Origin of the sequence: Massilimicrobiota sp. An105 (genome assembly GCF_002161155.1) — a bacterium.
Lineage (GTDB): Bacteria > Bacillota_I > Bacilli_A > Erysipelotrichales > Coprobacillaceae > Allocoprobacillus > Allocoprobacillus merdigallinarum.
This window is the reverse complement of record NZ_NFLY01000016.1, coordinates 32,607-50,808: the sequence shown is the minus strand read 5'-3', so window position 1 is coordinate 50,808 and position 18,202 is coordinate 32,607. Positions and strand designations below refer to the sequence as shown.

22 protein-coding genes are annotated in these 18,202 nt (G+C 30.6%); 5 read left to right on the top strand and 17 right to left on the bottom strand.

Going from position 1 to position 18,202, the window contains the following annotated elements; genetic code table 11:
• Window positions 1-234: 234 nt before the first annotated feature.
• The 11 genes from B5E48_RS06270 to B5E48_RS06220 form a co-directional block, all read right to left on the bottom strand.
• Window positions 235-1,173, bottom strand: coding sequence for a G5 domain-containing protein (locus B5E48_RS06270; RefSeq protein ID WP_087304470.1), 939 nt, complete (start codon window positions 1,171-1,173; stop codon window positions 235-237).
• A gap of 12 nt (window positions 1,174-1,185) precedes the next feature.
• Window positions 1,186-1,944, bottom strand: coding sequence for a TatD family hydrolase (locus B5E48_RS06265; RefSeq protein WP_087304469.1), 759 nt, complete (start codon window positions 1,942-1,944; stop codon window positions 1,186-1,188).
• A 290-nt stretch (window positions 1,945-2,234) separates the two neighbouring features.
• Entirely contained in the window at window positions 2,235-3,194 is a 960-nt protein-coding gene (locus tag B5E48_RS06260; RefSeq protein WP_087304468.1) for a ribose-phosphate diphosphokinase, read from the bottom strand.
• Between the two features lie 18 nt (window positions 3,195-3,212).
• Entirely contained in the window at window positions 3,213-4,613 is a 1,401-nt protein-coding gene (gene glmU / locus B5E48_RS06255; RefSeq protein WP_087304467.1) for a bifunctional UDP-N-acetylglucosamine diphosphorylase/glucosamine-1-phosphate N-acetyltransferase GlmU, read from the bottom strand.
• A gap of 125 nt (window positions 4,614-4,738) precedes the next feature.
• Entirely contained in the window at window positions 4,739-5,599 is an 861-nt protein-coding gene (gene ispE, locus B5E48_RS06250) for a 4-(cytidine 5'-diphospho)-2-C-methyl-D-erythritol kinase (RefSeq protein WP_087304471.1), read from the bottom strand.
• Between the two features lie 5 nt (window positions 5,600-5,604).
• Window positions 5,605-6,351: a sporulation peptidase YabG gene (locus B5E48_RS06245; RefSeq protein WP_087244636.1), complete on the bottom strand. Its 747-nt coding sequence runs from the start codon at window positions 6,349-6,351 to the stop codon at window positions 5,605-5,607.
• Between the two features lie 26 nt (window positions 6,352-6,377).
• Window positions 6,378-7,193, bottom strand: coding sequence for a 16S rRNA (adenine(1518)-N(6)/adenine(1519)-N(6))-dimethyltransferase RsmA (gene rsmA / locus B5E48_RS06240; protein WP_087304466.1), 816 nt, complete (start codon window positions 7,191-7,193; stop codon window positions 6,378-6,380).
• A gap of 132 nt (window positions 7,194-7,325) precedes the next feature.
• Window positions 7,326-7,880, bottom strand: coding sequence for a DUF2812 domain-containing protein (locus B5E48_RS06235; RefSeq protein WP_087304465.1), 555 nt, complete (start codon window positions 7,878-7,880; stop codon window positions 7,326-7,328).
• Window positions 7,881-7,902: 22 nt separating this feature from the next.
• Complete coding sequence (locus B5E48_RS06230) at window positions 7,903-8,544, bottom strand: LytR/AlgR family response regulator transcription factor (RefSeq protein WP_087304464.1); 642 nt, start codon at window positions 8,542-8,544, stop codon at window positions 7,903-7,905.
• The gene (locus B5E48_RS06225; protein WP_087304463.1) at window positions 8,541-9,128 is read right to left on the bottom strand and encodes a hypothetical protein; all 588 of its coding nucleotides are present in this window, start codon (window positions 9,126-9,128) and stop codon (window positions 8,541-8,543) included. The genes B5E48_RS06230 and B5E48_RS06225 overlap by 4 nt, the downstream gene beginning before the upstream one ends.
• A gap of 27 nt (window positions 9,129-9,155) precedes the next feature.
• Window positions 9,156-9,449, bottom strand: a complete 294-nt coding sequence (locus B5E48_RS06220; RefSeq protein ID WP_087304462.1) for a hypothetical protein — start codon at window positions 9,447-9,449, stop codon at window positions 9,156-9,158.
• Between the two features lie 140 nt (window positions 9,450-9,589).
• Here B5E48_RS06220 and B5E48_RS06215 point away from each other — a divergent pair, with 140 nt between their 5' ends.
• Together B5E48_RS06215 and B5E48_RS06210 are read left to right on the top strand one after the other, a co-directional pair.
• Window positions 9,590-10,099, top strand: a complete 510-nt coding sequence (locus tag B5E48_RS06215) for a transcription repressor NadR (protein ID WP_087244642.1) — start codon at window positions 9,590-9,592, stop codon at window positions 10,097-10,099.
• A 92-nt stretch (window positions 10,100-10,191) separates the two neighbouring features.
• The gene (locus B5E48_RS06210) at window positions 10,192-10,767 is read left to right on the top strand and encodes a hypothetical protein (protein ID WP_087304461.1); all 576 of its coding nucleotides are present in this window, start codon (window positions 10,192-10,194) and stop codon (window positions 10,765-10,767) included.
• Window positions 10,768-10,781: 14 nt separating this feature from the next.
• Here the strand turns inward: B5E48_RS06210 and rnmV are convergent, their stop codons facing one another.
• Window positions 10,782-11,318 (bottom strand): ribonuclease M5, encoded by a 537-nt coding sequence (gene rnmV, locus B5E48_RS06205; protein WP_087244644.1) that lies wholly within the window; start codon window positions 11,316-11,318, stop codon window positions 10,782-10,784.
• Window positions 11,319-11,414: 96 nt separating this feature from the next.
• On the opposite strand from rnmV, the gene B5E48_RS06200 reads away from it, so the two are divergent.
• Window positions 11,415-12,098 (top strand): YjjG family noncanonical pyrimidine nucleotidase, encoded by a 684-nt coding sequence (locus tag B5E48_RS06200; RefSeq protein WP_087304460.1) that lies wholly within the window; start codon window positions 11,415-11,417, stop codon window positions 12,096-12,098.
• 98 nt (window positions 12,099-12,196) lie between these two features.
• Here the strand turns inward: B5E48_RS06200 and B5E48_RS06195 are convergent, their stop codons facing one another.
• The 5 genes from B5E48_RS06195 to B5E48_RS06175 all read right to left on the bottom strand — a co-directional run bounded on the left by B5E48_RS06195 (window position 12,197) and on the right by B5E48_RS06175 (window position 16,592).
• Window positions 12,197-12,643, bottom strand: a complete 447-nt coding sequence (locus B5E48_RS06195; protein ID WP_087304459.1) for a hypothetical protein — start codon at window positions 12,641-12,643, stop codon at window positions 12,197-12,199.
• Between the two features lie 83 nt (window positions 12,644-12,726).
• Entirely contained in the window at window positions 12,727-13,275 is a 549-nt protein-coding gene (locus tag B5E48_RS06190) for a hypothetical protein (RefSeq protein ID WP_087244647.1), read from the bottom strand.
• An 11-nt stretch (window positions 13,276-13,286) separates the two neighbouring features.
• Entirely contained in the window at window positions 13,287-13,613 is a 327-nt protein-coding gene (locus tag B5E48_RS06185; protein WP_087244648.1) for a hypothetical protein, read from the bottom strand.
• A gap of 2 nt (window positions 13,614-13,615) precedes the next feature.
• A complete protein-coding gene (gene bilQ, locus B5E48_RS06180) occupies window positions 13,616-14,029 on the bottom strand; it encodes a bilirubin utilization transcriptional regulator BilQ (RefSeq protein ID WP_087244649.1) in 414 nt (137 codons plus the stop codon).
• A gap of 115 nt (window positions 14,030-14,144) precedes the next feature.
• Window positions 14,145-16,592, bottom strand: coding sequence for a YhgE/Pip domain-containing protein (locus B5E48_RS06175; protein WP_087304458.1), 2,448 nt, complete (start codon window positions 16,590-16,592; stop codon window positions 14,145-14,147).
• 150 nt (window positions 16,593-16,742) lie between these two features.
• On the opposite strand from B5E48_RS06175, the gene B5E48_RS06170 reads away from it, so the two are divergent.
• Both B5E48_RS06170 and B5E48_RS06165 read left to right on the top strand, forming a co-directional pair.
• Entirely contained in the window at window positions 16,743-17,183 is a 441-nt protein-coding gene (locus tag B5E48_RS06170) for an RrF2 family transcriptional regulator (RefSeq protein ID WP_087304457.1), read from the top strand.
• A complete protein-coding gene (locus B5E48_RS06165; protein WP_087304456.1) occupies window positions 17,180-18,199 on the top strand; it encodes a M42 family metallopeptidase in 1,020 nt (339 codons plus the stop codon). The genes B5E48_RS06170 and B5E48_RS06165 overlap by 4 nt, the downstream gene beginning before the upstream one ends.
• Window positions 18,200-18,202 lie beyond the last annotated feature (3 nt).

Sequence of the window (18,202 nt, the reverse complement as noted above, 5' to 3'; positions counted from 1 at the left end):
TTTATACATCTATTATAACATATACTGTCTAATAAAAAAAGAGAAAAACATCGAAATAATCAATATTTTTCCAATTTCTGTATTATAGATGTATAATTCTAGTAGAAGTTAACGATATACTTATAGATTTATTTTTGCAAGCGATTTCATCATTTTTTTCGTTTTATTTTTTATTATCCTTAATATAAGTCCCTTATAAAATTCACAGAGCAAATAAAAAAAGAGATAGTTTTCCTATCTCCAAAAATTTGCATTTCCACTACCAAGAGAAACAACTTCAAATTTAGTATTATGTGAGGTGCCACCACCAAAATATCTTTTCCCAGAACCTTCACTACCATTAAAAATATCTATTTTATTTCCCTTAATAGCACCACCACGATCTACAACAATTCCATAAATAGTCCCTGCTGTATTTAAATTATGATTAGAAATCTTAATCACAGTTCCAAATGGAATAGATCGATCAGCAGCCAAACAATAATATTTCTTTCCTTTATAATATAAGTAAGGTGAGTTGGTATTATTGACTCCACTCGTTGGGGATAATTTCACACCAGATGAAGATGTTCCTCCACATCCTGTACAATCTCCACCATATATTGTCAATCTACCTGTAAAAGTTGTACCTTTTAAAACACCACCATATTGAATAATTTTATCCACTGGCTTTTCAATAATTTCTTCTTTAATCATTTGTTTATTTGTTTCTTTTCCATTGGCATAAGTGAAAAGATAAGTTCTTTTTGCTTTTCCATCTTTTCCTTTTTGAACAACTGTTTTTGTCCAGCTTCCACTACCTTTGGTTTTTGTTGAGTATGGTATTTTCTCTATTTTTTCTACTGTTTTTGTTTCAACTCTTGTGATTTCAATATAATCATCTTGTTGAACAATCTCTTCTTTATCTTTATTTAAAGTATCTTTTGTATCTAACTCAACATTCAATTCATTTAAGACATTTGATACTGTATCCTGCTTGACCAAATAATCTTTTTCTTCCTGCAATCCATCTTTTAATGTAATGTCTACAGTCGGAATAAAATTCGTAATCTGATTGACGGCTCCAGATGATACAGTTGCTAACATAATAACAACGTATACAACCGCCATTGCTAAAATTCCTTTTGTTCGGCTATCAGCCGAGACAATCGCCTCTTTAGCTTTGTTTAACATAAAATATCCTCCTTATTTAATCCCAAACATTTTTTTGGCATTAAATGTTGTGATTCTAGCAACGTCTTCTATCTCCATGTTCTTTAGCTTTGCTATTTCCTGGGCAATATACACAACATTTGCTGGCTCATTCAACTTTCCTCGAAATGGGTGAGGTGTTAAATAAGGGCAGTCCGTTTCAATCATCAAATGATTTATATCAATTGATTTCGCAACTTCCTTAGGGACTTTTGCATTCTTAAATGTCACGGGTCCAGCTAACGATATTTCAAAACCTATATCAACATATCGTTTTGCCATTTCAGCCGATCCACTATAACAATGCATAATGCCATAATGTGCAGTTTGTTTTAAGATATTGTAAGTATCTTCATAGGCATCTCTAGCATGAATCACAATGGGCTTTTGATATTTTTTAGCAATTTCAATTTGCTTTACAAAAATATCTTTTTGCTTTTCATGAGGAACTTCTTCCCAATAATAATCTAAACCTATTTCTCCTAAAGCCACTACACATGGGTCTTGAAGCAATTTTTCAATTTCATTTAAATCTTCATCAGTTGTATCCTTACAATCATTAGGACTTATTCCGACTGCTGCATAGATAAATGAATACTCATGAGCTATCTCAACAGCCTTCTTTGATGACTCTAAATCATATCCTACAACAACCATATTTTCGACTTGATGATTTAAAGCATTTTGAATAAATTGATCTCTATTAGGATACAATTGTTCACTATTTAAATGTGTATGTGTATTGAAATACATCTCCATCACCCTGAGGCATAATAACAAATATTTAAAGCTTTGTCAAATTTCTAAATAAAGCAAATACTATTTATTCTCATTTTATCGACATTTTTCTTATTCACAATTCCATATATTTGTCATTATAACAAACATCATTCTATACTCTTTTGAAATATTCCAATCTATAAATATTTGTCAAAAAACGTTGAAATCACCAACATCATATTTATAGTATGTCTATTTCACAATTATTTAATCAAATTCTCATAACAAAATAAAAAGGAGATTCTTCAATCTCCCATCAATCACTATTCACCCTTAAAATCAAAATGTTGGAATACATCACTGACAGGTAAATCATTTTCAATACTTTCAATTGTATATGCTAATAATTCAGCTACACTGATTTGTACTAATTTATCAAAACGTTTTTCTTCTGGAATAGCAATTGTATCTGTAATAATAACTTCTTTTGCGACACAATCTTTTAATCTATCTACTGCCGGTCCTGATAATACACCATGAGTACAAGCAATATAAACATCTTTAGCACCTTTTTCTTTTAAGACTTGTGCTCCAGCTACAATTGTACCAGCTGTGTCAATCATATCATCAATTAAGACACAGTTTTTACCTGCAACATCCCCAATAATACCCATAACTTCAGCAACGTTTGGTTTAGGGCGTCTTTTGTCAATGATAGCAATTGGACAATCCAATGCTTCTGACATTTTTCTAGCACGCGTTGCTCCTCCATGATCTGGTGATACAACACATAAATCTTCAATATTTTTATTTTTAATATATCTACAAATAAGAGGTAAAGCTTCCATTTCATCAACTGGAATATCAAAGAATCCCTGAATTTGACGTGCATGTAAGTCTACTGTCACAACTCTATCAACCCCAGCTACTGTTAATAAGTCAGCAACTAAACGTGATGTAATTGGTTGTCTTGGTTTTGCCTTACGATCTTGTCTAGCATAACCAAAATATGGTATAACTGCTGTAATTTCTTTTGCTGATGCACGTTTTAAAGCATCAGTTAAAACTAAAATTTCCATTAAGTTTTCAGTCACTGGATTTGATGTTGATTGTACAATAAAGACATCTTTTCCACGTACTGATTCTTCAATTTCAACTAAAATTTCACCATCTGCAAAATGATGAACTTTACTTTTCCCAACTTCTGTCCCTAAAATATCAGCCATTGAATGAGCTAATTCCTGATTAGATGATAAAGCAAATATTGTTATGTTATTTTTCATTTTTACCCCATATTCTCCTTATTTTTTATTTTTATTTCGTCTTTCGTATTCTTTTTCACGTATTTCTTTTAATATCTTACTATAACCTTGTTTATTTTCCTGTCTAGCTCTCGCAATTGCCATCGCATCTTCATCAACTTCTTTAGTAATTGTTGATCCTGCTGCAATATATGCGTTCTTTCTCACTGTGACAGGAGCTACTAAATTGGTATTACATCCAATAAAGACATTATCTTCAATCTTTGTGAGTGATTTATTTTTACCATCATAGTTAGATGTAATTGTTCCACAACCAAAGTTAACATCTTGACCAACCTGAGCATCTCCTACATAAGTTAAATGTGAAGCCTTGCTTCCTGCACCAAAGTCAGCTTTTTTCATTTCTACAAAGTTACCTAAATGTGCATTCTCATGAATATGACAATTTGTTCTCAATCTTGCATATGGTCCAATATCTACACCACTTTCAATAATTGAATCACTTAAAACAGAGAATTTAATTTCAACATTATCTTTAATTTCCATATTTGTAAATTCACAATATGGTCCAATATGACAATGACTTCCAATCACTGTTTTCCCTTTAATAATACATCCTGGTTCAATAATTGTATCGTGTCCAATCACAACATCTCTACCAATATACGTATTAGATGGATCAACAATCGTCACTCCATTTAAAAGATGTTCACGATTAATACGATCTCTTAAAAACTGTGTTGACTGAGCTAATGCTACGCGATCATTAATACCACCAACTTCATCAAAATCATCAATCTTATAAGCATCTACTTTTAAACCTTGATGATTCATGATTCCAATAACATCAGTCAAATAATACTCATTTTGTGCATTATCATTTGTCACTTGACTTAATGCTTCAAATAATGCTTTATTGTCAAAACAATATTCTCCAGTATTCATTTCTGTAATATCTTTTTGACTTTCTAATAAATCTTTAAATTCCACAATTCCTGTGACTTGACCATTTTCTTTAATAATTCTTCCATAATGCGTACTTGGATCACAATCAGCACTCATAATTGTTGCCTGATTATGATGTTCTTGATGATACGCAATAAATTCTTTTAATGTTTCTTTACGAATCAATGGTGCATCACCACATAAAACAAGAGTCATTCCATCTCGATTAGCTAAAATATCTTTAGCCTGCAATACAGCATGACCTGTACCAAGTTGTTCTGTTTGATCAACAAAAGTGACATCATCCACAATTGCTTTCACTTGATCAGCTTCGTGACCAACAATCACAATTGTTTCATCTACACCTAAAGCCTTTAATTCATCTACAACATGATTAATCATTGGCTTATATAATACTTCATGTACTACTTTTGGTTTATCAGACTTCATTCTTGTGCCTTTACCAGCAGCCAATACAATAGCATATACTTTCATTTTTTTCTCTCCTTATCGCCACTATTCTAACAAAAAAATATATAAAAAAAAAGAGGAAACAGGGAAATACTTATGTTCATACCCATATTTTTCCATACTTTTTTACAAAAACAAAAGTTAGTTGTTTATAACTTCAGTGAATCCTTATTTAAAATCTCTGTTTTTCTGACAAAAGCATATCTATTCAAAAAGAACTGATACCCTTTTTCTAACAACTCCTGATCTTGAGTTAAACCAAATACACAAGAACCACTTCCAGACATTAAAGCGCCATCAAACCCTAATTCTTTCATTTCTTCTTTAATTTTTAATATATCAGGGACTATCTTTAAAGATGGTTCTTCTAGAGTGTTTCCTAAACATTTGACAACCCCCTGATAGTCATTATTTTCAATAGCTTCTTTCATATCCATGATTGGAGGATGCTCAGCATTTTTTAAATCTAACATACCAAATGATTTTTTTGTTGATACTCCTTTTTTAGGTTTAACCAACAGTACATAACAATGAAAATCTTTTGAAATAAATTCAAGCTTTTCTCCAATTCCTTTCACTAAAGCTGTTTTTTCATAAATACAAAATGGTATATCTGCTCCTACTTCTTTACCAATATCAGCTAATGTTTCCAATGATAAATTCAATTGAAAGATTTGGTTCATCGCTTTTAAAACAGCTGCACCATCCCCACTTCCTCCAGCGAGTCCTGCTTGTGTAGGAATATGTTTATAAATATGAATCTTGACTCCATAAGGAATTTGATAACGTTCTATGAGTAACTGTGCAACTTTATACATGATATTTCTTTGATCAGTTGGCATACGATTGGTATTTGCAGTAATTTGAATACCATGATCAATCTTTTCAATATAAATTAAATCATGTAATGTAATAGGTGCCATGATCATCTCTAAATCATGATACCCATCTTCTCTTTTTCTGACAACATCTAATGCTAAATTGACCTTTGCATAAGCTCTTATTTTCATTTCTCTCATCCTCTCGTTGGATATATTTTTCTTGCGACACCTCTTGTATCAATACCACCCATACCACTTTGTTTATGCGATGTATGATTGATAATATCTTCAATATCACAATAATTTCTCACACTCTCATTAGCAACCAGACTGGCAATATAAACAGGATCTAAAGCATGAATATTCATACGTTTAGGACTGGAAGCAAAGTTAGCTCCACTCGCCAGTAACATTTCATAATAAGATTGACATGCCCCAGCAATAATAATTAAAGCATCTTTATCACTTTGATATAAACGTGCTTTTTTCACTGCTGCCATATAATCTAAAGAATGTTGATAATTCTGTCCTATACTTTTATCGGCATTCTTTCTTAATGCATCATGTCCAGTAATGACTAAAATCTGAGGCTTGTGTTTCTCTAATAATTCTATCACTCGATCAGGCATCTCACTTTCTTTCATATAATAACAATCAGCCCTAATCTTTAATTCCTCATATTTCTTTTGACACATCTTCAAATATTTTTCATCACCATCAAGATGTAAAACTTTTCCTCTAATCACTGGATGTCTTTCCATCACAAAGCCATCTTCTAGCTGTGGCTGAACTTCACTCAACTCTAAATCATCCAACTCACTATCTGCAATCAATCTCAGTTCCACACCTCTTAAATAATAAATATTATCTTTAATATCAAAAATCTCAAATAATATATCACGATTATATTTTTTCCTGACAACATAATCTCCAATTTTCATAAACCTCACCCATATATCATATGAATTTATAAATAATGTGTGAGTTTTATATAATCTTCAACACTTAATTGTTCTGGTCTTTTTTTCAAATCAATACCACATTCATTTAATATGTTTTCTGTATTTTCTAAAAACAATCCTTTTAAATTATTATAGATTGTTTTTCTTTTTTGTGTAAAAGCCTGTTTTAAAATCTGTGTTAAAAGTGGGTTATATGTCTTTTCCATCATAATAGATAAAATTGCACTATCTACTCTTGGAGCAGGTGAAAATACATTTTTAGAAACTGTCATATCTAAAGAAGCTTGACCTATACTTTCAATCATAAAAGTTAATGGACTATGATAAGATGCATCTGTTAATTTCAGTGCCACTTCTTTTTGAACCATAACATGTATACTATCAACATTAGCCTGAGAAGTGATAATATGTTCTAAAATATCTGATGTAATATAGTATGGTAGATTTGCTACAATACAAATCTTTGAATATTGTTGTCTATAATGATTAACTATTTGTTTTAAATCAACTGTTAAAAAATCTTGAAAAATAATCTCTACATTTAAACATTCATTTAATGATTCTTCTAAAACAGCTTTTAATCTTGTATCAATTTCATAGCTCACAACATGTCCCGCCTGATAAGACAATTGTTCTGTTAAAGCTCCTATTCCTGGACCAATTTCAATAACACAAGTTTGTTGATCAATAGGCGTACAAGCCACAATTTTTTGAATGACATTTAAATCTATTAAGAAATTTTGTCCAAACTTCTTTGTGGCTTTCATATTGTATTTTTCTAATAAATACATTGTATTCGCTTTTTTTGCTATATCTTTCATTCTCTCACCTAAAACTTATTATAATCTAATTTCATCTAAAAGAAAAGCAACCTATTTCAAGCAATCAAAAAAGTATCAATCTTAACCCAAAGTTTTGAATGATACATTTTTAAAACTGACTTCAACTCCACATTATTTGAGAATTGATTTTTTGATTAAAATATATTTAATAGATGCATATAGAATTGTCGCTAATGCTATAATCAAAAAGAAATAATGAGATACAAATCCTAGAAAAGTATTTGTATAATTTGAAAGGGGAAAGATTGAAAAAAAGATAACAAATAAACAAGCTAAAATACAACCATGTTGAAATTGTAATTGTGCATCTCTTATCAAATCTTCTCTTGTGACTTTTATCTGTGATATTAATGAAGCTTGATCTGTATAAAAAATAAATTCACCGCTATTTCTAAAACTGACAGGCACATTTGTAAATAATGTCCATCCCTGATCTTTCATATCTTGAATATATGTCTTTTCTAAAGAATCATCTTCGAATCTTTGATATTCAACAAGATATCCAATCTGTTTTTTATCTGATTTTTTAAAAGTAAACACCAGAAAATGTAATGGTGGAAATAATATAAATGGAACGATTGATTTTAAACAATAGCCTTTTGAAGCTTTTTTATTGATATATCTTTGAATAGCCGTCATGCTCATATCCGTTTTTATACAAAACATATCAATCCCTTGTCTTTATAATTTATAATAATTGAATATGACTTTTATAGGCTCTACCAATTTGTAATGTTTCATCATTCTTTAATAAAACATGATCAGAAAAAATATTTTGAATCCATTGTTTATTGACAATAAATGATTTATGAATTTGGATAAACTGTGATGATTGAATTGTATCTAGAAAAGCTTTTAAGTTTTTTCTTTCTACCATTGTGCCATTAATAGAATGAATAATAATAGAATGTCTTAATGATTCTACATAATAGATATGTGATAAACGAATTTGAGATATAATTCCATTTCTCTGGTATTGATAGTATTGAAATTTATCCTGAATATCATGAAGCATAGTCGCTTCATACTTTTTGAAGTCTTCTGTTAATGACTCTTTTGAAAAATAAAGATTCACTTTTAATCTCATACATTCACTAATCAAATCATAGTCTTTAGGACCAATCACATAGTACAATGCATAATCAAAATGCGGTTGATCTTCAATCAGTTTTAAATCTTCTCTTTGGTGAATTTCAAAAATATAAATATCCTGATGCGTATTTTTTGAATAAGGAACAATTTGATATTCTAACTGTTCTTTTTGAAAGAACTTTTCAAATGATTGTTGAATCACTTGATTATTTTTTGAAGAAATGCTGACTCTAATCATTTTGATTGCTCCTTATCTATTCTTTCTAAGTAATAAGAAAGATGTTCATGAGAATGTAACGCATCCAAGATATGATAACCATCTTTAAAATGAATACCTTGTTCCTTCATAAAATCTACAGCCTGATTAAAATCCTTTCTGCCTGATAATGTTAAAGCTATAAAGCTATATATAGAGCCATCATACATATGCACATGAAACCAGACATCATAACCAATGGCTCCATAAGGTAAACGTGGAACTTTCGCATATGTGATAGCGATATAATCAATCTGACTGAGTTCTATTGTCATTTGATATTCTAAACGATGCGTATGCAAAAGATGTTTAAAGAAAGACGAAATCTTCATCAACATATTATCATGATAAGTATATTGTAGTGTCTTTTGATTAACTTTCCACATCAGTTCACAATAACTGATACCTGGAAAAACAATAAATACACCTATCAAAATAATGATAACTCCCACAATATTCATACCTTGCCAAGCTGTACTCATACATAATGTCAATCCAACAAAACAAATAGCCACTAATACTGTAAAAGCTGTTTTTAACTTAGGTTTACCAACAACATATTTCATAAGTCATCTCTCCTTTTCCATATCAATTTAAAATCTCATTCTAAATAATTCATTATGAGCATTGAAAACTTCAAATTCATCATCTTGACAGTTCAAATGCTCCACAACAAATGCTTTGATTTGTTCTTTAGATAAAGAGGACCAACCTCTCACTGATTTTTGACCATAATGAGTCCATCTTCCCATTTGATTGAATACTTTCAAAGAAATATTATCTGTATTTTTAAAAACAATAAAATAATCAAATTCTGTGTTTTCATCTAAATGCAATTGAAAAGTGCCAAGAAACGGTTTTAATTTGGATAGAAATGTTTTTTTCATATTTCCTCTCTCCTTTCACTTTTCATTTTATGCCTTTTTATACCATTGTAAATAGATATGACACCAACGACATCTTATAGACTTATTCTACTTTATTTTAGAGTTGAAATCATTTATAATTTGTTGTGAGGTAAAACATTATGGATAGAAAAGAGAAAATTATTGAAGAAATCAAAAAAAGCGATAAGCCTATATCAGCATCTACACTGGCCAAAAAACTTGGCGTTTCCAGACAAATCATTGTCGGTGATGTGGCATTAATACGTGCCAGTGGAACCAATATTATTGCGACACCAAGAGGTTATATATTAGATTCTAAACAACAAAATCAAACTTATACCATTGCGGTCAATCACTCTCAAGAACAAATGGCTGATGAATTATATACGATTGTGGATTTAGGTGGATGTGCTATTGATGTTATTGTGGATCATCCTGTCTATGGACAACTCACTGGTAAATTACATTTATCATCTCGTTATGATGTTGATCAATTTATAAAAAAAGTCAATAACAATCAGGCTAAACCTTTAAGTCAATTAACTGATGGTTTGCATTTACACACGATTCAATGTCCAAATGAAGACACATATCAACGTATTGTCAGTGCGTTAGATGAAAAAGGATATTTATTTAAGAAGGAGATTTAATTCTTCTTTTTTTATTGACACATTTTCTTTTTTGAATATAATAGGTCATAACATGTGTCTTGACACATTAATTGACAAGGAGATGTAGAAATATGAAATCACATAAACATATGCAAGTACTCGTTTTAGCTTCATTATTAATTGCTGTAGGAACAGTCATTCCTATGTTAATGCCTAAAATTATTGTTGGACCAATGTCTTTTACCTTAGCTTCACATGTTGCGGTCATGATAGCCATCTTTATTAGTCCAGCAGTAGCCATTGCTGTTGCTTTAGGAACAACACTTGGTTTCTTTATGGCAGGTTTTCCATTTGTTGTTGTCATGAGAGCTCTTACTCATGTCATTTGGGCTTATTTAGGTGCAAAATATGCGCAAAAGAATCCACAAATCTTTGAAAAACCAATCAAAACATTACAGTTTAATATTGTGATTGCATTGATTCATGCCATTGGAGAAATGATTATTGTGATTCCTTTCTATTATGGAAATGGAATGGATATCCAAATGTTCTGTTATATGATTTTTGGTTTAGTAGGCTTAGGAACTATTATTCACAGCTCTATTGATTTTTGTATCACTCTTCCTGTATGGAAGGCTTTAAGTCAAAGCAGAGTTATCACTGGTGTTTCACAAGTGAAAAAAATCAATCTTATTAAAAACGCATAAAAATAAGCATATAATCATTGAAGGTTATATGCTTTTAATTTATTAAGAATATCTTGTTTTGTAATGGATGCCATATTTAATCTTTTGAATAATGTTTTCGCATTTCCATAACCTAGATGAAACAAATCATAAATAGCCAATCTTTTTTGTTTATCACCAATAATATCTAAAGAAATAAATTCTTCCCATGTCAATGATTGACTTTCTTTAGAAAAGCTCACAACATTTTCTAATGCCTGTATAATGGCTTCTTCTCTTGCTTCAGCAATCCCCAATTTCTTTTTTCCAATAGCATCTTTTTTATCTACAAAAGCCTGCTTAACATGAGGAACTCTTTCCATAATCATATTTCGAATACGCATACCAGGATAATCAGGATCAGTCAAAATAATAACTCCTCTTGTTTTTTCTAATTCCTCAATCAAGTCCAATGTTGCTTCATCTAAAGCTAAACCATGTGTTTCTATTGTATCTGCATCAAATAATTTTTGAATCACTGCTGTGTCTGTTTTTCCTTCTACAACAATCACTTCTTTGATTTTTTTCTTCATTCTTCTTCACCATATTCATTATACTATATTTTTATCATTTTTCATTGTCAATAAAGCACTTTTATCAGTATAATATGGTGACAAGGGGTTGATATCATGAAAAAATATAAATATTTGTTATTTGATGTAGATGGAACTTTGTTAGATTTCAACAAAGCAGAAGAACAGGCACTTATCAATACATTTCAAAAATATAATATTGTCCTCACTGAACAGATGAATCAAAGATATGAACAAATCAATAAACAGTTATGGAAAGATTTTGAGAATGGACTCATTGATAAAAAAACAATTGTTTATACACGTTTTGTTCAATTATTTCAAGAATTTGGTATTGATGAAGATGGCATTGTTTTTGAAGATGATTATCAGGATGCTTTAGGTGAAGGATATTTTCTTTTGCCTCATGCTAGAGATATACTTGAAAAGCTTTATCAAAAATATCCATTATACGTTGTAACAAATGGTGTATCTAAAACTCAATATAGTCGTTTAAAAGGAACACATATTGATCAATATTTTCAAGATATTTTTGTATCAGAAGATATTGGTTATCAAAAACCAACTCGAGAATACTTTGATTACTGCTTTAAAAAGATGAAAAACATAGATTTAGATCAAACTTTAATTATTGGCGATTCTCTATCTAGTGATATCCAAGGTGGTATCAATGTAGGTATTGATACTTGCTGGTATAATCCTCATTGCATTGAAGAGCCTCAGGATATGAATATCACCTATATCATTCAGGATTTAAGAGAATTGCTGGACTTATTATAGTTGAAGCTTACAGCGTGATGCTGTAAGTTTTTTTATCATCAAATCATCATATCATAATGCCATATAAAAAGTCCTGTATTTCTACAAGACTCATACATTTATTTTAAATTTCTAAAAACATCTAATACATCTTCTGATAGACCATCTGACACAATAACCATATGATCATTCACTTCTACTTTTTTCTTATCATCACCAATTGTCTTTTCACTCATAATACGATTGAATTCATCACCATCTTCATAACGATACACATCAATGTTTCCATTATCTGTTACATAGCGATATCCTTCTACACCACCAACACTTGTTGCATCTAATACATTCTTAGATGAATAAGTAATATTTCCTTCCTTAAGTCCATTTTCAAATCGCGTATACCAATCATCTGTTTGATTCATTGTCGTATTATTGTTGTTGTTTTCATTTTCTGTGACATTTTCAGTTGAACGATTGTTATTTGCTGTATCGTTTGGTGTATCTGTCTGACTGCTACATCCAGTAAAGAATGACATACATAAAAGCAAAACTAAAATTTTCTTCATATTCTTACCTCCACATACATAGCATGGACAAAGATTCTAAGAATATACAGAATTTATAGAAATAATCATATATATAGAGATATTTATTTTCTCTTGTAAATTATCGGTTCGTCAAATCCAAATACTTTTTTTCCACGAACTTCCATTGATTCATCAACTTCTAAATAATCTTCACAAAATCTTTCAAATAAATGAAATTTTAATACCGGTGAAAACATACTGTCACTTCCACCTTCCCATACTTTCCCAGTGTAATGATAAATCGCTGGTGTAAATTTTTCTGATAAATTTAATCTTTTATAAGATACTTCTTTCATTTGCTGATACGTAAAACTATCTTTATCATATCCATCAGGTAATTCATAAGATGTTAATTGAACATCTTGTCCTTCTTGAGTGAATAAAAACAAATGTGGTGTCGCACGTGTTTGTCCATCCATCGTATAATAACTTTCTTCAACCATAAAAATTCCCTGAAAATCATCTGGAAGATCTGTTATCTTATCATTACAGATCGTATTGACATGACGCGCATATGGATAAGCAATTCCTGCTTTTTCTTTTTGTTCAAATTGTTCCTGATTATCAAAATTTCCTGTTAATACACTCATAAAATGATTTAATTCTTTCATATTGTTTCTCCTTATCTCCTTAATATTTTATCTTTAACTAAAAACATAGCTGTAATACCTGGAATAAAAACACTACCCACAAATGACATCACTATATAAATAATCATTTGTGAACTTCCTATACTACTAATAACACTATATATAAATGAAAATACATAACATATACATGTTAAATAAAATCCACGTTTGTCATTTCTCAACAGTAGCTCAATTAATCCTATAATAGCAACTATTGCTAAAACAACACTTATCCATCTTGCTTCAACAACATTTATACATGTTGTAAGTGCACAGATGGCTATTGCAACAAGCAACCATATCTTTGTCTTCTTTTCCAAATCTATTCTCCTTCTCTTGTGATTTTCTTTAATATGTTGATCATCTGTTGGCGTTCATCATAACTTAATGACTTTAATATTTGTTCATCCCATTCATGAAATAAATCTTGGCTAAAATGAAAAACATTTTCACCTTCCAAAGTCAAACATAATATTTTTGCACGTTTGTCTTTTTCATTTGGTTTTTGTATTAAAAAACCATTATCTACAAGTTTATTGATTGTACGATTCAAATGACCAGCATCTAATTTTAAAGCCTGCGAGATTTCACTAGGCGAACATGACCCTTTTTTACCAATATAAATAATGATATATAATTGACCATAACTTACACCTATTTCATTTAATCGCTCACTACAATATTTTGTAAATTGCTTTCTTAAAAGCGTTATATAAAATGCAAATGAATCAGTCATAAATCCCTCCTGTTTACTTGACTAAGTCAAATATATACCATTTAATTGACTTAGTCAAGTATTTTATAATATAAAAGACTTACATTGTTAGATATTCATGTAAGTCTTTCCTTTCTTATTCATTCACTTTTTCAAAAGCTTCAGGTATAAGATGTTTATCTTCTTTATTTTTAAAACGATAATAAAGATTTGTTAATAATGAACAAATGATAAATATACCTACAAAAACAATCATTTCTGTTGATATGGATGCATTAGCCATACTAATGACTTTTCTAAATCCATTCACACTATAAGTATAAGGTACAAATGGATGAATCACTTGATAAAAGAGACTTGATGTTTCTAATGGATATGTTCCTGCTGATCCACCAAGATTGATAATCATAAAAATGAGTAGTAAGAATTCTCCAATATACCCAGTTGTGAGTGATAACAACATCACAAGTGACATAAATGCTGCAGAAACAATAATTGCGAAAAGATATGTCATCAATAATTGTTGAGGTTCAAAACCACATATCCACCTCAAACTTGTAATTAAAACGATTGCTGCTAATGTAGAAATACTATACATAACAGAGGCTTTTGATAACCAATATTTGACAGGTGATGAAGCTTGGTTTATACCTTCTCTGATTGGATACATCAATGTCAAAGCCAATGCAGCAACATATAATGCTACGCTCATCATATAGGGTGCCATCGCATGCCCATTATTTTCTACAACTGAAATCTCTTGATGTGATGTCTCTACAGGAGCTGACATCATATCTAAAGTCTTATCATCGATATCAAGACTTGCTTTTTTTACACCATCAGCTAAACTTTCATCTAAAGTTTCGAGTCCATTTTGTAATGTCTGTAAACCTGAACCCAATGTTTGAGAGCCATCACTTAACTGTTGTGATCCATCTTTGATTTGGGTAGAACCGTCACTTAACTTAGCAGAGCCGCTTATTAATGTATCATTATTGGATACGATTTTTGAAGTTCCTTCATATAATGCTTTTGCTCCTTGATCTAATTGTTGAATGCCATCGATAAGTGCTGGTGTCTGTTTTTGAAGAGCTAATAGCCCATCATTCATTTGTTGACCCCCATCTAATAACGCTTGACTTTGACTATTCAGTGTTTCTAAGCCACCATAGACTTGTGTTACACCGTTCATATAAGTTTCAAAGCCAGGTTTCAATGTTTCTTCTACTGAATTATTTAAAGATTCTAATCCTGTTTGTACTTTTTGACTTCCTGCTTCTAATTTCTGTGTATTCTCATAAACTTGTGTTAATCCTGAACTTAATTGATGAATTGCTTCTTGATTTCCACTTGTGACAGTTTTTACCAATTCTGTATATGAATAATGCGTTAATAAATATTGAGCAGTTTGATTATCCTTAGCAATAAGATTAGCTTCATCCATGCTCAATGACCTATTCATCCATGTCTGAGCAATGGTTGGATTTGTAGTAAGTATTTGATTTAATAATGTTGTTGCCTGATTCAAAGAATCATTTGCTTGATTTGCTGAAGATATTTTATTCATATTATCAGATGATAAATTATTTTTTAATTGTTGATCCAACTGTGTTAAGCCTTGTAAGACTTGCTTATTTCCATCAACAAGCTGATGAACACCTTGATTGAGGCTATCTATTCCATTATTTAATGCTTCATTGTTTTCAATAAGTTTCTGTGTCCCCTGATAAGTTTGTAAAACACCATTTGTATATTTTTGGAGACCTTCATTCAATGAAGAAGAACCCGTTGCAAGCTGTTGAACACCATCATTTAATGGTTTTGTTGAATCATTGAATGTATCTAAACCTGTTTTTAAGGAATAAACGCCATCATGAACAGTCAATACACTATCTGTATAATCTTTTAACCCCTGGCTAAGTGTTTGAACACCATCATCAAATGTTAATGAACTGCTTGCTAAAACTTGAAGATTATCTGAAATAAGTTGATTTCCATCTGTTAATTGTTGCGAACCATCTACTAATTGACTCGTTCCATCCTGTGCTTCTTTCAATCCATCTGTTAATGTTCCCACTTGTTCAAAGATAGTTTTCGCATATGTTTTCGTTACTGTTTGAGAAACTTCTTCTTTTATTTTTTCAATAGCTGAATCATCCATCTTTGAAGCAATATAATTACTTCCTGGATTTGTTATATATTGAAGTTTCATCTTTTGTGGTTGTTGATCTAAAAGCGTCGTTGCATTTTTTGAAAAATCTTCAGGAATACTTATAATCATATAATATTGACCGTTCTTTAAACCATCCTGTGCTTTTCCTTCATCTACACATTGAAAATTCATACTTTGATTCTCTTGCAGACGATCAACCAATTCTTCTCCAACATTCAAAGTTGAATTCCCATAATCAACCGCTTGATCATGGTTGACTACAGCAACTGGTATTTTATCCGTATTTCCGTAAGGATCCCACATTGACCCTAAAAAGATACACGCATATAAACTTGGAATCAAAATGATTGCAACCAGTACAACTTTTATCCAAGTGTGATGAAAAATATTTTTCCATTCTTGTTTAAGCATAATACTCCTTCTTTCTTGATTAACTTTAGATATTATATATCCATGGATATATAATATCTATGATGTATTATATAAATTTCCATATATTTGTCAACTCTTTTAGATACAAAAAAAGTATTTTCTGCTAAAATAGAGAAGAAGGTGATTAATATGAAGATTAGAAAAAGTTTTGAACAGGCCATTTGTATATTACTTTTAGTTGGTGCAAATGATAAACCAATTAAAAGTCATGAACTGAGTGAAAAATTATTAGTATCAGATTCTTATCTTAAAAAAATCACCAGACAGCTTGTTGTTTCTGGTTTGATTCAATCTATGGCTAATAAACGTGGTGGTTTTGTTTTAACTAAATCACTCGATTGTATATCATTATTAGATATATTTGAGGCTATGGAAGGAAAGGAGCCTTTTGTGAAAACGACACACTTAGTAGATAAAGTTTTTGATTCTCATTTAAAAGTGAAAGAAACTGAGGATTTTATTGTTGATTATTTAAATGCTGCAGAAAATCAATATAAGCAAAAATTAAAAGAAATTACTTTATCTCAAATTATAGATGCAGCACATCAAGAAGAAGGAGAAAATTTATGAACGAATACATACTTTCTATTTTAAAAGATATTATGGCTATTGATAGTCCTTCTGGATATACAAAAGAAGTGATTCAATACTGTCAAAAAGAAGCTCAAAATTTAGGATTTGAAACAAAACTGACAAATAAAGGGAATTTACAGATTTTTGTAAATGGTCAAGATGACTATACTGTTGGTTTTTGTGCACATGTTGATACTTTAGGATTAATGGTAAGAAGTATCAAAGATAACGGAACTCTAGCATTTACAAATGTTGGTGGTCCTATTATTCCAACACTAGATGGTGAATATTGTCGTATCATCACAAGAAATCAACAAATATATACAGGAACGATTCTTTCTAATTCACCTGCTGCGCATGTTTATGAAGATGCTAAAAACAAAGAAAGAACATGTGATACAATGCATATTCGTATTGATGAAAAAATGAAGACAAAAGAAGATGTGCAACAATTAGGTATCTGTAATGGGGATTATATTGCGATTGATCCTAAAACAACAATCACAGATTCAGGATTTATTAAATCAAGATTCTTAGATGATAAAATGAGTGTTGCGATTCTTTTTGGTGTTTTAAAACATCTTTCACAAAATCATATTCAACCAAAACATAATCTTTATTTTATGATTTCCACTTTTGAAGAAGTAGGTCATGGCAGCAGTTATATTGATCATCATGTAGATGAATTGATTGCGGTAGATATGGGATGCATTGGTCAAGATTTATCATGTAGTGAATATGATGTCAGTATCTGTGCTAAAGATTCAAGTGGTCCTTATGATTATGAAATCACATCTACATTCATAGAACTTGCGAAAGCTCAAAATCTTCAATATGCCGTTGATGTTTATCCATTTTACAGCAGCGATGTTTCAGCTGCATTGAGAGGTGGACAAAATATCAAAGGCGCTTTGATTGGTCCTGGTGTTCATGCTTCTCATGGTATGGAAAGAACACATATGCAAGCAGTAGAAAATACATATCAATTAATTCTTGCTTATATTAATAAATAGGAG

Bases quoted from the DNA above. Each gene is read 5' to 3' on its own strand.
- B5E48_RS06270 (WP_087304470.1), bottom strand. From the start codon at position 1,173: ATGTTAAACAAAGCTAAAGAGGCGATTGTCTCGGCTGATAGCCGAACA.
- B5E48_RS06265 (WP_087304469.1), bottom strand. From the start codon at position 1,944: ATGTATTTCAATACACATACACATTTAAATAGTGAACAATTGTATCCT.
- B5E48_RS06260 (WP_087304468.1), bottom strand. From the start codon at position 3,194: ATGAAAAATAACATAACAATATTTGCTTTATCATCTAATCAGGAATTA.
- glmU (WP_087304467.1), bottom strand. From the start codon at position 4,613: ATGAAAGTATATGCTATTGTATTGGCTGCTGGTAAAGGCACAAGAATG.
- ispE (WP_087304471.1), bottom strand. From the start codon at position 5,599: ATGAAAATAAGAGCTTATGCAAAGGTCAATTTAGCATTAGATGTTGTC.
- B5E48_RS06245 (WP_087244636.1), bottom strand. From the start codon at position 6,351: ATGAAAATTGGAGATTATGTTGTCAGGAAAAAATATAATCGTGATATA.
- rsmA (WP_087304466.1), bottom strand. From the start codon at position 7,193: ATGAAAGATATAGCAAAAAAAGCGAATACAATGTATTTATTAGAAAAA.
- B5E48_RS06235 (WP_087304465.1), bottom strand. From the start codon at position 7,880: ATGTTTTGTATAAAAACGGATATGAGCATGACGGCTATTCAAAGATAT.
- B5E48_RS06230 (WP_087304464.1), bottom strand. From the start codon at position 8,544: ATGATTAGAGTCAGCATTTCTTCAAAAAATAATCAAGTGATTCAACAA.
- B5E48_RS06225 (WP_087304463.1), bottom strand. From the start codon at position 9,128: ATGAAATATGTTGTTGGTAAACCTAAGTTAAAAACAGCTTTTACAGTA.
- B5E48_RS06220 (WP_087304462.1), bottom strand. From the start codon at position 9,449: ATGAAAAAAACATTTCTATCCAAATTAAAACCGTTTCTTGGCACTTTT.
- B5E48_RS06215 (WP_087244642.1), top strand. From the start codon at position 9,590: ATGGATAGAAAAGAGAAAATTATTGAAGAAATCAAAAAAAGCGATAAG.
- B5E48_RS06210 (WP_087304461.1), top strand. From the start codon at position 10,192: ATGAAATCACATAAACATATGCAAGTACTCGTTTTAGCTTCATTATTA.
- rnmV (WP_087244644.1), bottom strand. From the start codon at position 11,318: ATGAAGAAAAAAATCAAAGAAGTGATTGTTGTAGAAGGAAAAACAGAC.
- B5E48_RS06200 (WP_087304460.1), top strand. From the start codon at position 11,415: ATGAAAAAATATAAATATTTGTTATTTGATGTAGATGGAACTTTGTTA.
- B5E48_RS06195 (WP_087304459.1), bottom strand. From the start codon at position 12,643: ATGAAGAAAATTTTAGTTTTGCTTTTATGTATGTCATTCTTTACTGGA.
- B5E48_RS06190 (WP_087244647.1), bottom strand. From the start codon at position 13,275: ATGAAAGAATTAAATCATTTTATGAGTGTATTAACAGGAAATTTTGAT.
- bilQ (WP_087244649.1), bottom strand. From the start codon at position 14,029: ATGACTGATTCATTTGCATTTTATATAACGCTTTTAAGAAAGCAATTT.
- B5E48_RS06175 (WP_087304458.1), bottom strand. From the start codon at position 16,592: ATGCTTAAACAAGAATGGAAAAATATTTTTCATCACACTTGGATAAAA.
- B5E48_RS06170 (WP_087304457.1), top strand. From the start codon at position 16,743: ATGAAGATTAGAAAAAGTTTTGAACAGGCCATTTGTATATTACTTTTA.
- B5E48_RS06165 (WP_087304456.1), top strand. From the start codon at position 17,180: ATGAACGAATACATACTTTCTATTTTAAAAGATATTATGGCTATTGAT.